The organism is Pseudomonadales bacterium (assembly GCA_041395945.1).
GTDB lineage: Bacteria > Pseudomonadota > Gammaproteobacteria > Pseudomonadales > Azotimanducaceae > SZUA-309.
The window spans coordinates 220,280-233,944 of sequence record JAWKZN010000002.1; the positions used below are offsets into that span (position 1 = coordinate 220,280).

At 62.5% G+C, this 13,665-nt stretch carries 14 protein-coding genes; 9 read left to right on the top strand and 5 right to left on the bottom strand.

Going from position 1 to position 13,665, the window contains the following annotated elements; all coding sequences use genetic code 11:
* Nucleotides 1–57: 57 nt before the first annotated feature.
* Nucleotides 58–1,833, bottom strand: a complete 1,776-nt coding sequence (locus R3E82_17755; GenBank protein MEZ5552731.1) for an acyl-CoA dehydrogenase C-terminal domain-containing protein — start codon at nt 1,831–1,833, stop codon at nt 58–60.
* 176 nt (nt 1,834–2,009) lie between these two features.
* A complete protein-coding gene (locus R3E82_17760; GenBank protein MEZ5552732.1) occupies nt 2,010–2,282 on the bottom strand; it encodes a flagellar biosynthesis protein FlgE in 273 nt (90 codons plus the stop codon).
* 172 nt (nt 2,283–2,454) lie between these two features.
* On the opposite strand from R3E82_17760, the gene R3E82_17765 reads away from it, so the two are divergent.
* Nucleotides 2,455–3,135, top strand: coding sequence for a hypothetical protein (locus R3E82_17765; GenBank protein MEZ5552733.1), 681 nt, complete (start codon nt 2,455–2,457; stop codon nt 3,133–3,135).
* 145 nt (nt 3,136–3,280) lie between these two features.
* Complete coding sequence (locus tag R3E82_17770; protein ID MEZ5552734.1) at nt 3,281–4,267, top strand: serine/threonine protein kinase; 987 nt, start codon at nt 3,281–3,283, stop codon at nt 4,265–4,267.
* 44 nt (nt 4,268–4,311) lie between these two features.
* On the opposite strand, the gene R3E82_17775 is transcribed toward R3E82_17770, so the two are convergent.
* A complete protein-coding gene (locus R3E82_17775; protein ID MEZ5552735.1) occupies nt 4,312–5,445 on the bottom strand; it encodes a 1-acyl-sn-glycerol-3-phosphate acyltransferase in 1,134 nt (377 codons plus the stop codon).
* A gap of 136 nt (nt 5,446–5,581) precedes the next feature.
* Here R3E82_17775 and R3E82_17780 point away from each other — a divergent pair, with 136 nt between their 5' ends.
* Together R3E82_17780 and R3E82_17785 are read left to right on the top strand one after the other, a co-directional pair.
* Nucleotides 5,582–6,547, top strand: a complete 966-nt coding sequence (locus tag R3E82_17780; GenBank protein MEZ5552736.1) for an MBL fold metallo-hydrolase — start codon at nt 5,582–5,584, stop codon at nt 6,545–6,547.
* A complete protein-coding gene (locus R3E82_17785) occupies nt 6,544–7,035 on the top strand; it encodes an N-acetyltransferase family protein (protein MEZ5552737.1) in 492 nt (163 codons plus the stop codon). Before R3E82_17780 ends, R3E82_17785 begins: the two co-directional genes overlap by 4 nt.
* A gap of 18 nt (nt 7,036–7,053) precedes the next feature.
* Here the strand turns inward: R3E82_17785 and R3E82_17790 are convergent, their stop codons facing one another.
* A complete protein-coding gene (locus R3E82_17790) occupies nt 7,054–7,815 on the bottom strand; it encodes a TSUP family transporter (GenBank protein ID MEZ5552738.1) in 762 nt (253 codons plus the stop codon).
* 98 nt (nt 7,816–7,913) lie between these two features.
* Here R3E82_17790 and R3E82_17795 point away from each other — a divergent pair, with 98 nt between their 5' ends.
* The 5 genes from R3E82_17795 to R3E82_17815 all read left to right on the top strand — a co-directional run bounded on the left by R3E82_17795 (nt 7,914) and on the right by R3E82_17815 (nt 11,301).
* Entirely contained in the window at nt 7,914–8,690 is a 777-nt protein-coding gene (locus R3E82_17795) for an SDR family oxidoreductase (protein ID MEZ5552739.1), read from the top strand.
* Nucleotides 8,687–9,082, top strand: a complete 396-nt coding sequence (locus R3E82_17800) for a hypothetical protein (protein ID MEZ5552740.1) — start codon at nt 8,687–8,689, stop codon at nt 9,080–9,082. The genes R3E82_17795 and R3E82_17800 overlap by 4 nt, the downstream gene beginning before the upstream one ends.
* Nucleotides 9,079–9,924 (top strand): SDR family oxidoreductase, encoded by an 846-nt coding sequence (locus R3E82_17805; GenBank protein ID MEZ5552741.1) that lies wholly within the window; start codon nt 9,079–9,081, stop codon nt 9,922–9,924. The genes R3E82_17800 and R3E82_17805 overlap by 4 nt, the downstream gene beginning before the upstream one ends.
* A 46-nt stretch (nt 9,925–9,970) precedes the next feature.
* A complete protein-coding gene (locus R3E82_17810) occupies nt 9,971–10,315 on the top strand; it encodes a hypothetical protein (protein ID MEZ5552742.1) in 345 nt (114 codons plus the stop codon).
* A gap of 722 nt (nt 10,316–11,037) precedes the next feature.
* Entirely contained in the window at nt 11,038–11,301 is a 264-nt protein-coding gene (locus tag R3E82_17815) for a hypothetical protein (GenBank protein ID MEZ5552743.1), read from the top strand.
* Between the two features lie 18 nt (nt 11,302–11,319).
* Here R3E82_17815 and R3E82_17820 read toward each other — a convergent pair whose 3' ends face one another.
* Nucleotides 11,320–13,380: a TonB-dependent receptor gene (locus tag R3E82_17820; GenBank protein MEZ5552744.1), complete on the bottom strand. Its 2,061-nt coding sequence runs from the start codon at nt 13,378–13,380 to the stop codon at nt 11,320–11,322.
* Nucleotides 13,381–13,665 lie beyond the last annotated feature (285 nt).

Sequence of the window (13,665 nt, forward strand, 5' to 3'; positions counted from 1 at the left end):
TACCTTTTCTGTCGGCTTACGCCGACAGCGCCGCGGCCATTTACCTTTTCTGTCGGCTTACGCCGACAGCGCCGCGGCGCTTGGCCCCATGAGAGTGTCGGGGCCGGCGTCGATGGCGGCCTTGTGGGCGCGGGTGCGCGGCAGCAGGCGGGCGTAGTAGAACTTCGCTGTTGCGAGCTTGCCCTGGAGATAATCTTCATCCGTGCTGCCGGCGGCAAGTGCGGCGCGGGCGGTCAGTGCAATTCGGCCCCAGCAATAGGCGAGTGCGGCATAGCCGCTGTAGAACAGAAAATCCACTGCGCCTGCACCCACTTCCTGCAGATCCTTCCCAGCCCGAGTACCCAGATCCATCGCCAGTGTGCCCCATTCTCCTGCGATTTTTTCCAGAGATTCGCCCAGAGCGGCGAGTTCCGGATCCGCCTTGAGCGCCGCCGCCGTCCCGCCGATCTCACCGAGCAGCACGATAAGCCCGGGCCCCCGGGTCTGCAGGACTTTGCGGCCGAGCAGATCAAGTCCCTGAATGGCGGTGGTTCCTTCGTAGATCATCGTGATACGGGTATCCCGCACAAACTGTTCCATGCCGGTTTCCCGGATGAAGCCGTGGCCGCCGAACACCTGCATGCCGTGGTTGACCGATTCGAAGCCGAGTTCGGTAAGCGTGCCCTTGACAATGGGTGTCAGGAAATCCAGCAGCGCCTGTGCATCTTCGGCCGCCTTGCCTTCGAGTCTGTCAGCCCGGTCAGCCGCCTGCCCGGCGAAATAAACGAGCGCACGCCCGCCTTCCACCACCGCTTTCTGAGTGAGCAGCAGCCGCCGCACGTCCGGATGGACGATGATCGGATCGGCTGGCTTATCGGGTGCCTCGGGTCCAACAAGGGAGCGCATCTGCAGTCGCTCGTTGGCATAGACCACCGAACGCTGCAGCGCTTCCTGAGCCTGACAGACACCCTGCAGCCCCACCACCAGTCGCGCGCCGTTCATCATCGTGAACATGTAGCGCATGCCCTGATTCACCTCGCCCACCAGATAGCCGCGTGCCTCTTCAAAATACAGAGTGCAGGTGGCATTGCCGTGTATGCCCATCTTCTCTTCTATGGCGCCGCAGACCACTTTATTGCGGCTGCCATCCAGGTCGACCTTCGGCACCACGAACATGCTGATCCCACCTGTGCCTTCCGGTGCATCCGGTGTACGTGCCAGCACCAGATGAAGGATGTTTTCCGCAAGATCGTGCTCCCCGGCAGAGATGAATATCTTGGTACCGCTGATACTGAACACACCCTCTTCGTTCAGGGGCTCTGCTCTGGTACGCGCCAGCCCCACATCGGATCCTGCGTGGGGCTCGGTCAGACACATGGTGCCCGTCCACTCACCTGTGAGCAGTTTGGGCAGAAAACGGGATTTCTGACGCTCGCTGCCGTGATGTTCGAGTGATTCGATCACCCCGCGTGAGAGTCCCGGATACATGGTCCAGGCCATGTTCGCGCAGCTCATCAGATCTTCGAGAAACAGCGTCATGCTGTCCGGCAGACCCTGCCCGCCGTAGCTCGGATCGCCGGAGAGGCCCGCCCATCCTCCAGCGATGTAGGTGGCATAGGCTTCCTTGAAGCCCGCCGGTGTGGTGACTGCCCCATCCCTGAACTCACACCCGGTTTCATCGCCGGAGCGGTTGATCGGCGCGAGTTCGTTGTCCGAAAAGCGGGCGGCTTCATCGAGCACCGCATCGAGCAGTTCACGACCCAGAGGTTCATCGAGCCCCAGTCCCCGATAGTGCCCTTCGTAATCGAGCACATCGTGAATCAGGAAGCGCATGTCTTTCAGTGCGGCTGGCATGGGTTCACCATTTACAGTTACAGGCAACTACAGGTACAGGCAACCATAGGTATAGACAAAAACGGGGGCGGAAACCGGGCCAGAACCTTAGCGATGCTTGCCGGTGCTGTCAAAATACAGCGTCTGGGGGTCGAAACCGGACCGGGCCGGCGGGGGGCGGTGCCCGGAGGCCAGTGTCAGGCCCGCACGTCGAGCAGGAAGCCGAGCACTTCGTCTGCGGTTTCCACCACTTTTGCCGAGGCCTGGACCTGGCGCTCGTAGAGCTTCAACCGGGTGATCGCATCCGTGACGTCTTCAATATCCGCATAGGTTCGGCTGCCATCTTCCGCGGTGCCCGTCTTGTTCAGTTCAGCGACTTCCTGTGCAGCCTGTTTCACACCTCTGATCGCCGAATTCATCCCATTGACGCCAGCGTTGAAAACGCTCTCCATCATCGGATTCACAGCCATCTCGGACCTCTTCCGCCTGCAGCGGTTTTCGAATGCCCGGCCAGCATAGGCCCGGCGGCCGTCGCAACACAGCATCCGGGTGTAAGAAGTGCCTGGATTGTGACCCGAGTCTCACAAGTCGACTTGCCAGACGCCGCTTGGTCGTCTGCGCCACGGCAGCGACACTTGCCGGATGTTCGCGTACCTGCCCGGTCTGATCTGCCTGCTCTGTCACATCCGACTGTCCGTCCGTGAGGCGGGAGGAGCGGGAGAGATCCAGCTCTGCTCCTCCTGCCTTGCCTCTCTGCCCTGGCGAAACAGTGCAGCACCCTTCGAGACCACACCCGATCTCGACCCCCTGATAGCACCTCTGGACTACAGAGCCTGTACAGCTGATTGGGTCGTTCGCGCAAAACGCTCGGCCGGGCTCGTGGAAGCCCGGGTGCTCGGCGCCCTGCTCGCCCGGGCCCTCGTCGACGCCTACCCGTTTCCCGAGAGAAGACCCGAGTTTCTCATACCTGTGCCCCTGTCCTGGCAGCGGCTCTTCCGGCGGGGCCACAACCAGGCCGCGCTCATCGCCGGACCCGTACATCGCGCCCTGGGCATTCCGGTGGCGCACACCGCGGTGCGGCGGACCCGTCACAGTCCCATTCAGCCGGGTCGCGGCAGCAGAGGCCGGCGGGAGAACGTCGAAGCGGTTTTCGCCGCCCGCCGACGTTGGCAGGGTGAGTCCCTGGCCATCCTCGACGATGTGTATACCACCGGTGCAACCGCCGCCGCGCTGGCGCGCTGTCTGCGCCAGGCCGGCGCCGGTGACATACATGTCTGGTGTGCAACGCGCAGCCGTGCAGAATCCGATGAGCCCGCGCGATGATTCCGGCGATCAGGATCTTTCCGGTCCAGTGACTTAGAATGCCGCCCCGAATCCGCGGCCGGAGCGCCACCATGGACAGCCACAGATCCCGAAACCACCCCGCGGAGACGCCGCTCGGGTGTCCAGGTCCCTGCGGCGGCCGCCGGTGAGCGAAACGACCGAAACGCCGTACGACGGACTCACGCCGGATACCATCCTCGATGCCCTGGAATCGGTTGGATTTCTGCCGAGCGGCAGCCTCCTGCCATTGAACAGTTTCGAAAACCGCGTCTACCAGATCGGTCTCGATACCGGTGATTTCGTCGTCGCCAAATTCTACAGGCCCGCCCGCTGGAGCCTGGCGGCAATCGAGGAAGAGCATGCTTTCTCCTTCGAACTGGTGGAGCACGATCTGCCGGTGGTGGCCCCATTGCGCCGGGAGGGCGCAAGTCTTTTCGAGCATGCGGGATTCCAGTTCGCCGTTTTCCCACGCCAGGGCGGCCATCCCCCCAATCTCGAAGATCCGGACGATTTCGAGGTGCTGGCCCGCACCCTCGCTCGCATCCATGCCGTGGGTGCCGTACGTCCATTTGAGCATCGCCCGGCGCTGACCATCGAGCGTCTCGGAATCGAAAGCCGCGAACTTCTGCTCACCGGTAACTGGCTGCCACCAGACACCGAGGCCGCCTATGCCAGCACTACCGAACACCTGCTTGCAGCTATCGGAGAAATCCTTGCGCCGCCGCTTCGCACCCAGCGCATCCATGGCGACTGCCATATGGGCAATGTGCTGTGGCGCGCCGATCTGCCGCATTTTGTCGATCTGGACGACTGTGTGATGGGACCGGAGATCCAGGATCTGTGGATGCTGTTATCCGGAGAGCGGGTCGAACGCCAGGCCCAGCTGCAGATACTGCTCGACGCCTACCTGCCTTTCCACGAGCTGGACCTGCGTTCGCTGCGCTACATCGAAGCCCTGCGAACCCTGCGCATGATGCACCATGCTGCCTGGCTTGCCCGGCGCTGGCACGATCCGGCCTTTCCCGCAGCGTTCCCCTGGTTCGATTCGCCCCGATACTGGTCCGAACACGTGCTCAGTCTGCGGGAGCAGCAGGCGGCTCTCGACGAACCGCCCCTCGAATATTTCGCCTGAGTGCGGGCACACCACGGTGTGCGCGCGCACACCTTGCTGCGAGCTCAGTCAACGAATCCCATTTCCCGCCGGTTGCGGACCAGGTTGGCATATCCTGCCAGCAGCTGTTTGCGCTCCTCGGCCGGAACGCGCGCGAGACGCGCTGTGAAGTCGGCACGGACTGCGGGCAGCCACTCATCGATCCGCTTTACAGGCGGCATACCCAGTTCCGCCGCTGCCGCCGCATGGGTGGGAAACACCTTCAATCCCCCGACAATGGCCTTATCGAGTGCCCGGGCGCAGTCGTCGGCATCCTCGAAATCGCCCGCCAGGGGTGCAGACAGATGCAGCTGCACCCGGCCTTTGAAGCCCGTCATACCGGCCACGATGCTGCGCAGATCCTCTCCAGGCGCCTTCTCGTACTTTCCCTCCCGTTCGATGACAGCCAGTTCATGTGCCTTCATTTCATCGCAGGGATCCAGCTCATAGGTCACGGAGACCGGAACCAGTTGCACTCGCCCCAGGAAATCGCCGAATGCCTCCTGTTCGCCTCTGTAGGCGAGCGCGAGCATTTTCAGAACAGCCGGTTCGGTTCTATCGAAACCATCCTTGGCCCGGCCCTCGCGCTGGGCAATCCAGACCGAGTGGCCCTGTTCCAGCGAGTGGCGGATGAAATTCGAGGAGCGACTGAGAGCCGCATAGATTGCACGCTTACCGGTCACACTGCGCTCAATCACAAAGCTCTTGTTGACCCGCATCAGATCCTCGACATAAGGCTCTGCAAGCAGATTGTCCCCCACCGCCACCCGACAGGTCTGCTGGCCGGACTGATAGAGCCGGTAGTTGAGCAGCCCGCTGTCCATGAAGATATCGCGGTGGTTGGAGACAAACAGATAGGCCGTGCCGGGCTCGATCTGCTCAAAGCCGGTTACCGTCAGCTCCACCACGGTTTCCTCGACCAGCCGGTGCATGTAACCGGCCAGGAATCTCTGCACATCGGCGATCGTGGCCAGATCCCTGGTCCGCCGTAACAGACCCTGCCGCGCCAGCCAGGAAGCGGCGGCAGGTGCAAAACGCGCAAGTCGCGGAGTGAACAGATGGGATGCGCCATTGAGCAGCTGCGGGTTGCTCACCAGTCGGCGCACCACCGGTGGCACCTCGTCATCCGTATACGGGCGAATGGCATCGAATTCCTGCATGCGCGCACGTTAGGGAACCTCTGTGAAATTAGCAATTCCCCTCAGTACAGGCAGATGCTTCCAACCCGCAGCGCATCGGCTACCATGGCGAGCAGGCGCGGCAGACTGTACGCCGGGTCGCACGAGAGGGAAGCACATGGGACTGGGTATCCGGCCTTACCACCAGGGCTTAGAGGATCTGGGTAACGGCGCTTATGCGTGGCTGCAGCCGGATGGCGGCTGGGGGTGGTCCAATGCGGGGCTAGTGACCGACGGTGATTGCTCACTGCTCGTCGACACGCTGTTTGACAAGACGCTCACCGCCGCCATGCTCAAGGCCATGCGCCGGGCCGCCCCCGTGGCCACCCGGCGATTCGATGTCCTGGTAAACACGCACTCCAACGGCGATCACTGCAACGGCAACGAACTGGTGGAAGGAGCGGAGATCATCGCCTCGGCCGCCTGCGCAGAAGAACTGAAGCATGAAAACCCGGCCATGATGGCCACCCTCATCGATCGCGCACCCCAGATGGGAGAGGTCGGCGAGTTTTTCCTGCACTGCTTCGGCGCCTTCGATTTCCGCGACATCCGCCAGACGCTGCCGACCCGAACTTTCGAAGGCGCACTCGACATCTCTGTGGGTGACAAGCGGGTGACCCTGCAGCAGGTCGGACCCGCGCATACAGCCGGAGACATCCTGGCCTTCGTCCCCGCGGACAGAATGGCGTTCACGGGAGACATCCTGTTCATCGAAGGCCACCCGATCATCTGGGCGGGACCGGTGCAGAACTGGATCGGTGCCTGCGACTATCTGCTTGGCCTCGATGTCGATCTGATTGTGCCGGGGCATGGTCCGATCACCGACAAACGCGGTGTGCGTGCGGTACGCGAATATCTCGTATACATCCGCGATGAGGCCCGTCGACGCTACGACGCGGGCATGCCGGCGCTGGAAGCCGCACTCGACATCTCGCTCACCGACTATGACAGCTGGGGTGATGCGGAACGCATCGTGGTGAACGTGACCACCCTGTACAGGGAGTTTTCCGGTGATCAGACCCCCAACGACGTCATGGAGCTGTTCAGCGCCATGGCCAGGGTCCACAAAGCCCGCCGACGATGAATGTGATTCGACCCATCCGCCGGGACGATCTCGGTGCGGTGACTGAGATCTACAACCATTATGTGAAGAACTCCCACGCAACTTTCGATGTGGAACCCTTCACCGTCGAAACCCGTACACCCTGGTTCAGCCAGTTCGGCGACACCCGGCACCAGTGCTGGGTCGCACTCAGTGACGGCCAGCTCACCGGGTATGCCTGCTCCATGCCGCTGAAACCGAAAGCCGCCTATGCCACCTCTGTCGAAGTCAGCGTGTACATGAAGGAGGCCTTCAGCGGTCAGGGCCTGGGCCGGAAACTCTACGAAAAGCTCTTTGCGGCCATCTCTCCGCATGACGTGCATCGCGCCTACGCACTCATTGCCCAGCCCAACGAGCCCTCGATGAAGCTGCACGCGGCATTCGGGTTCCAGGAGGTTTCCCGCCTCAATGAAGTGGGACGAAAATTCGGCCGCTACTGGGACGTGCACTGGCTCGAACGCCGCTTCTGAACGGCCCCCGCTGAGTGCTCAGGCTCCCATCTCCAGCAGACCGCCCAACAGTATCCAGCAGCCCATCAGCAACAGCAGTGCGAAGACGACACGTTTCAGCACCTCGTCGGAGACCGGCGGCGGATTCTCCCGCCCAAGCCAGGTACCCAGCACCACCAGTGGTATCGCCACCATCGACAGCAGCAGCACCTCGGCGGTGAGTCCGCCCTGCACGCCAACGATCAGAGTACGGCTGCTGGAGGTGAGTGCAAAAAAAGCAAGCAGCGAAGCCCGGATCGCCGGCAGACTCAGAGGCTGCCGGTAGCAGAACCAGCCTATTACCGGGCCGCTGGCTGCAAACAGTCCCCCGATCAGCCCCCCGGCAAGACCGCCAGTAAGCGCCGCCCAGGGTGGCGATACCCGGGTGATCGGCTTCGGTCGCAGCAGCATGGAAAGACAGCCGGCGATCAGAAATCCACCCAGAAGCAGCTGCAGCAGCCACTGCAGATTGCGGTCCAGCACGGTCAGCAGCCACACACCGACACCGATTGCGGGAATCTGTCCCAGTGCCAGCCAGAAGACGAGGGGTCGATGCAGCGAGCCGGTGTGTCCCTTGAGCGCGAAGACGATATTCACCAGGGAAATGATACTGGCAGCCGCGGTCAGCACCGGCAGTCCAATCAGGCCGCTGGCACCGGCCACCGCGATCACGATCATGCCCATGGCAAAGCCCGTCACCGCCTGCACATAGCTGCCGATGAACGCCGCACCCAGAAAAATGAGCCAACCCAGCCAGTCCATGGGGGCGGCAGTATACGCGCGCGCCTGATGCGCGCGCGCAGGTGCATGAAGTGTTGGTGATATAGTCCGCCAGGTATCGCAGAACAGCTTCATCACCCATGGAATTGAATCTCAAAGGCCGGCAGGCACTGATCACCGGCAGCTATCGCGGCACCGGACTGATCATCGCGCAGATGCTGCGCAAGGAAGGCGCAGAGGTCTGGGTGCACGGCCTCGAAGCCGGACAGGCGGAAGCGGCGGTGCAGGAAATCGGTGGTGGCACGCCGGTCTGCGGCAACATCATCAGCGAAGCGGGCACCGCACAGCTGATCGGTGAACTCGAGGGCCAGTGCCCCGACATCCTCGTCAATAACTACGGCACCGCCGACGCCGGCACCTGGGAGTCAGCCGACACCGATGACTGGCTCGACGCCTACCAGAAAAACGTGCTGTCGGCCCAGCGCCTGATCCGTCACTGGCTGCCCGCCATGCGTCAGCGCGGCAGTGGCAACATTCTCAATCTCGGTACTGTCGGGTCCACACGTCCGAACGCGCGCATGCCCCAGTACTACGCTGCCAAAGGCGCGCTGGCAGCGATGACACTGAGTCTTGCGAAAGAGGTCGCAGGCAGTGGTATCCGGGTGAATCTCATCTCGCCGGGTCTGATTCTCACTCCGGAAGTGCAGACCGCCTATTTCGAGTCCGGTCGGCGCAAGGGCTGGGGAGAGACCTGGGAAGATATCGAACCCCGGGTTGCCGCAGACATCCCCATCGGCCGGATCGTGACCCGGGAGGAAGTCGCCGCACTGGTCACATTCCTCGCAAGCCCCCTCGCTGCTGGCATCCATGGCCAGAACATCCGTATCGACGGCGGCGCACTGGGCATCGTGACGTGAACGGTCCGGGCTTGTGGCTCCGCGGTACCGGCGTCGGGGTGCTGATCCTCTGTCTGCTCTGGTATGTACCGGGCGCAGACAGCACGGCACAGCGCCTCTGGCTGCCCCTTCTCATGGCGGCCGGTACCTGGGCACTGACACGTAATCTCGCCGCAGTCGCGCTCGGTGGCACGATGCTCGCCGCCATCCACAGTGATCTGCAGGCCACACAGTGGATCGATCGCCTTGCCTATCCTCTACTCGCCCTGCTGGGTGCCCTGATACTCGCTGTGATACTCCTCCGCCGTTTCCGTGCGCGGATCGCCGCCACCCACGATGCGCGCTGGGCGAACCGTCCGGGCAGACAGGACGCCACGGTGGATAAGGGTACCGGCAGCGGGCCCCCACAATGAGTGCAGGCGTGTGCCTGATTACCGGCACCACCCACGGCATCGGCCGGGTGACGGCGAGAGAACTCGCCCGCGCCGGCATGACCCTGGTGATGGCCTGTCGCGATCTCGAACGGGGCAGGATGGTGCAGGAGGAACTCACAGGATGCACAGGCAGCGGACGGATCGAACTGCTGCACTGCGATCTGGCTTCGTTTGCCTCGATTCGCGCAGCATCCGCCGAGTTCCGCGCACGGCACCCGCACCTCGATCTGCTCATCAACAACGCCGGAATGATGGCCAGTACAGCGCATCGTTCCGTCGATGGTTTCGAAATGACCCTGGCAACCAACTACCTGGGTCCGTACCTGCTCACCCGCCTGCTCATCGAATCCATGAGACAGCGGGGACAGGCGCGCGTCATCAATGTCGCATCGAAAGTACACGCTCTCGGCCGGCTTGATCCACAACTGCCACAGCCGGATGGCAGGTTCCGGGGCATGCGGGCCTATGCGAGCTCGAAGCAGGCCCTGGTGATGTTCACATTGAGTCTCGCCGAGCGGCTTGCCGGGACAGACGTTACCGTCAACTGTCTGCATCCCGGAGTGGTGGCGACCAATATCATTCCCGACACCCGACCCTGGCTGAAAAAGGCCGGCCATATTTTCCGCAGATTCATGTTCGACGAAGAGCGCGGCGCGCGCACCACGCTGCATCTCGCGCTGGCGGAGGAACTGGCCGGTGTCACTGGTGCGTATTTCGATGAACATCAGAAGATCCGGCCGGTTGCCGCCGCCGCGCAGGACCCCGCAGCCCGGGAGATTCTCTGGCAGCGCAGCGCGAGCCTGACCGGGATGAGCCCATGACAGACCCAGCACACAACGCTCTCGCCGAACCCGGTGACCTGAAATAGTGGATCGTAACGGACCACCGGGTAAAGGCATTCAGACTCTGGTCCGGGCCACGGGCAGTGAGAAGCTGCGCGACCTCGGTGCGATGACCGGGATGCGTCGCCTCGGCCTGATGCAGGGTCGACTGGAATCCGGCGGGATGGATTGTGAACTGCCCTGTCTCTCACGGGATGAAATGTTTCTGCAGATCATCGCGGGCAGCGGCGCGCTCGAATGCGACGGGCAGCGGGTTGCCCTGGCAGCCGGCGACCTGCTGTCCCTCGCCCATCCGGACAGCGCGCCGATCCTGCGCAATACGGGCGAATCGCCGCTGGTCTGGTTTATGGGTAGCCACGCGCTGGACTGACCCGGAATCGTCATCGATTCCTGGCTGGGGCTGGCGGGCGGGAGCCTGGACAGCGATGCTGGGACTTGGGACGGGTCCTCGAATCCCGCAGAGATTGTCGAAAGCAGTCGTGAGGGAGGGTAGGGCTGAGACCTCGCGCAGCCCTTCCAGGGTGCCACTGCTCTGCGGACTTGCCTCGTGAGGAACACGAGTCAATCCGCTGCCGCAGTGCTGCGCTACAGGGTCCCAGCCCTACCCTCCCTCACGCCTGCCTGCGAGAGCCTGCGCTGTTCGTGACCCGTCCTCTCCCGGAATCTCTTCCAGTGTTGCCTGCGGACAGTCCGAACTACAGGTATCTCCCACCGCAGGAAGGCGCACCTGTTGTGTGATGTCACCTCACAAACACCTGACTGGCTGCGGACCACTCAATTCGACAGCACACACTTTCGAAGACGGACTTGGAGCGCGCTGCAGATGCGGGGGTGGGGCAGGGTATGGCGGACCGTGTAGCGACGCCAACGACGCCGGATTGACCCGCCTCGGGGCAAGCCGGTTGAGGCGGGCAGCGCGGAGCGCCGGAGCGAGGTCCGCCATCCCCTGCCCCACCCCCGCATGTGGATCACCCCCTCCCAGTCCCTTCTTCGAACGTCCGCACCGTCGAATAGATCCGGACCTTTTTCCACCATTCATTCCCCGCGTGAAGTCTTTATCATGGGCGACCATCCACACGAAGGGAGACGGACGTGCCGGAAGGACTGACCAACCACGAGATCACCATCTGCCTGCGCGGCGGCGCCATCCTCGGACCCTTCCGTGCCACCTGGAGCCGGGAGATCGTGAGCGATGTGCGGGAACTGACCAAAGACTACGACGCTTTCCTGCAGGGCCAGAAACAGAAACGCTTCAAATACCATCTGCACGATCAGGAGAAACACCTCTCCCACTCGCTGCTGCTCAATTTCAAACAGGTCACCGCAATCTACGATCGGGTGGAACTGCAGGACTGAACCTCGCAGAGCCGCGGATCAGAGCTCCATGGCCAGGGTCATGATCAGATTACGCCCCGGCATGTTCGTCCCCGAGCCGTGGATCCGATAGTCCCGATCCGTCAGATTCTCGATACCGAGGGTAATGGCGAGCTGGGAACTGAATCTGAAACCACCACGCAGGTGCACGACCGCATATCCCGGGGTACCCCCTGGCGGAATCCGGCTGGTGTCCTGCGCATCCCGCGTGGACAGATCTCTCTGGCCCTCTGCCGCCACCAGTTGCCCCTCCAGCCATAAGCGACCGGGATCCGGACTCCAGCGCAGGCCAATGGCACCGCTCGGTGGCATCAGCCGATCGATGGGCTCACTCGCAGGCACCGGGTTTGAGGTCGGATAGGTCTCCAGACAGCCATCCATCCAGGTCGCATGACCAAAAAGAGAAGTCCCTGCATCGAGCGCCACCTGCCAGGACAGTTCCATACCTTTCACAACACCATCACCCACATTCGCCTTGCTGACCACGAACTCGCCATCGAACACCTCACCCGTGGGCACTCGCGTAATGAGATCGTCGATATCCGTGTGGAAATACGCAAACTGCAGATCAACCCGTTCTGTATGGATCTTGAGCCCTGTTTCCAGCGACAGAAATCGCTCCTCTTCCAGCCCGGGTACCGGCACTTCTATCTCGTTGGTCCGGGCACTGTCGAATCTCGTGAGATCGGAGAGGTTGGGAGCACGATAGCCCTGGGCGATATTCGCAAACACGGACATCCGGTCGGGAGACAGCGCCCAGCTGATCCCCCCGCTGGCGACCGTGGCGGACCAGTCTTCCTCGATTCGGAAGGATTCGCTGGAGAGCGGGTCCAACACCCGTCTGACCCTGGTGTCGACTTCGGTATGTCGCACACCGAGCAGTAACTCACCCCGTTCGAGCCAGCTGAACCGATTCTGCAGATAGACATCCAGATTCTGATATCGCGCATCGTCGCCGACCGGGCCCTGTACCGGATTCGTGGTGGAGGAGGAATCCACCGAATCCAGATAATAGTCCACACCATAGGTCAGCAGACCGAAGGGTGTCTCTGATTGCAGGGCTGCGAGCAGGCCCAGAGTGTCAACCTCGAAGTCGTGTTTTTCGCGGGTGCCGCTGGAGCGGATCCGATCGGTCAGTTCCTTGACCCGCGATCCGGCTGCTGTCAGAGACACGCTCTGCACCACACCCGGGAGACCAGGACTGCTCAGGCGGAGATAGCCGAAGTTCCGCTCCTGATCGAGTTCACGCCGGAGATCGCTTCCCACTGTTGTCCCGTGCCAGGACACCGCCTCCCGGGTGCTGTGGGTGCGGGGCACATTGTTCTGCCGCACCTGCTGCAGCAACCCGTCGAGCGTCCACCCGGCACCCAGCCGATGGGAAACCTTGAGATCCATTCCATGTTCGTCGAAGCCAACACCGCCCTGCTTGCCGACATGACGTCCGCCATCCAGATCATCCGACGTCCTGCCGGTGACTGCCGCAACGAGCGCCGTCTGCGCTCCCGGTTGCCACGCCGCCTGTACCCGACCCGACGCCGACTGCTCGGCGGAAGCCACTCGTGCCAGCACGCGGGAGTCGGCGTCGAAGGGATCGATGGTGAGCGCGTTGACCGTGCCGCCGATGGCATCGCTGCCATATAGGGTGGAGGCAGGTCCCTGCACCACCTCCAGCCGATCGATTCCGAACAGATCTACGGTCGCCCAGTATTGATTGGGCCCATCCCTGAACACCGCGTTGTTCAACCGTACGCCATCGATCAGCATCAACGTGCGGAAGCCTGTGAAACCCCGCAGATGGGGCGAGCCCTGGCCGAAAGCGGTCTCCTGCACCATGATTCCCGGCACGTCGCGAAGCGCCTGCGGCAGCGTCCGAAACTGTCGCTGGTGAATCTGCTGCTGGTCGATCACATATACGCTGAAGGGCAGCCGCAGCGCGGCGATCGGTTCCCGCACCGCCGTGACCACGATTTCGTCGATCTGCGTGTCATCGCCCCAGGCAGCCGTCACCACCCAACCGAGCAACAGCGCAAGCAGCCGACTGCGGCACGACAGTTTGAGCATTCGAACATCCAGCAAGATGTGTGTTCCCTCCGGCACTGGGACACGGCAGCGCTTTTTGCCACTTCCGCTTCAACCAGCTCAGCCAGTTTCGTGCCATTGTTCGATATTTTCGGGATGCAATTAACCCCTGCTGTATCAACGGGTTGTAAGGCGCAATCCCCATCCGGGTGCGAGCCGGACGCGAACCTGTCGAAGAAGCGTACTTGGATTGGGGAACCCGTGGACAACCCGCGGCCTGAGGCCGGCGCAAAAAAGAGCCCGCCTGGGCGGGCTCCCGTTCTTTCG

Excerpts from the sequence above, each read along its gene's own strand:
- R3E82_17755 (MEZ5552731.1), bottom strand. The coding sequence starts at position 1,833 with ATGCCAGCCGCACTGAAAGACATGCGCTTCCTGATTCACGATGTGCTC.
- R3E82_17760 (MEZ5552732.1), bottom strand. The coding sequence starts at position 2,282 with ATGGCTGTGAATCCGATGATGGAGAGCGTTTTCAACGCTGGCGTCAAT.
- R3E82_17765 (MEZ5552733.1), top strand. The coding sequence starts at position 2,455 with ATGTTCGCGTACCTGCCCGGTCTGATCTGCCTGCTCTGTCACATCCGA.
- R3E82_17775 (MEZ5552735.1), bottom strand. The coding sequence starts at position 5,445 with ATGCAGGAATTCGATGCCATTCGCCCGTATACGGATGACGAGGTGCCA.
- R3E82_17780 (MEZ5552736.1), top strand. The coding sequence starts at position 5,582 with ATGGGACTGGGTATCCGGCCTTACCACCAGGGCTTAGAGGATCTGGGT.
- R3E82_17785 (MEZ5552737.1), top strand. The coding sequence starts at position 6,544 with ATGAATGTGATTCGACCCATCCGCCGGGACGATCTCGGTGCGGTGACT.
- R3E82_17790 (MEZ5552738.1), bottom strand. The coding sequence starts at position 7,815 with ATGGACTGGCTGGGTTGGCTCATTTTTCTGGGTGCGGCGTTCATCGGC.
- R3E82_17795 (MEZ5552739.1), top strand. The coding sequence starts at position 7,914 with ATGGAATTGAATCTCAAAGGCCGGCAGGCACTGATCACCGGCAGCTAT.
- R3E82_17805 (MEZ5552741.1), top strand. The coding sequence starts at position 9,079 with ATGAGTGCAGGCGTGTGCCTGATTACCGGCACCACCCACGGCATCGGC.
- R3E82_17820 (MEZ5552744.1), bottom strand. The coding sequence starts at position 13,380 with ATGCTCAAACTGTCGTGCCGCAGTCGGCTGCTTGCGCTGTTGCTCGGT.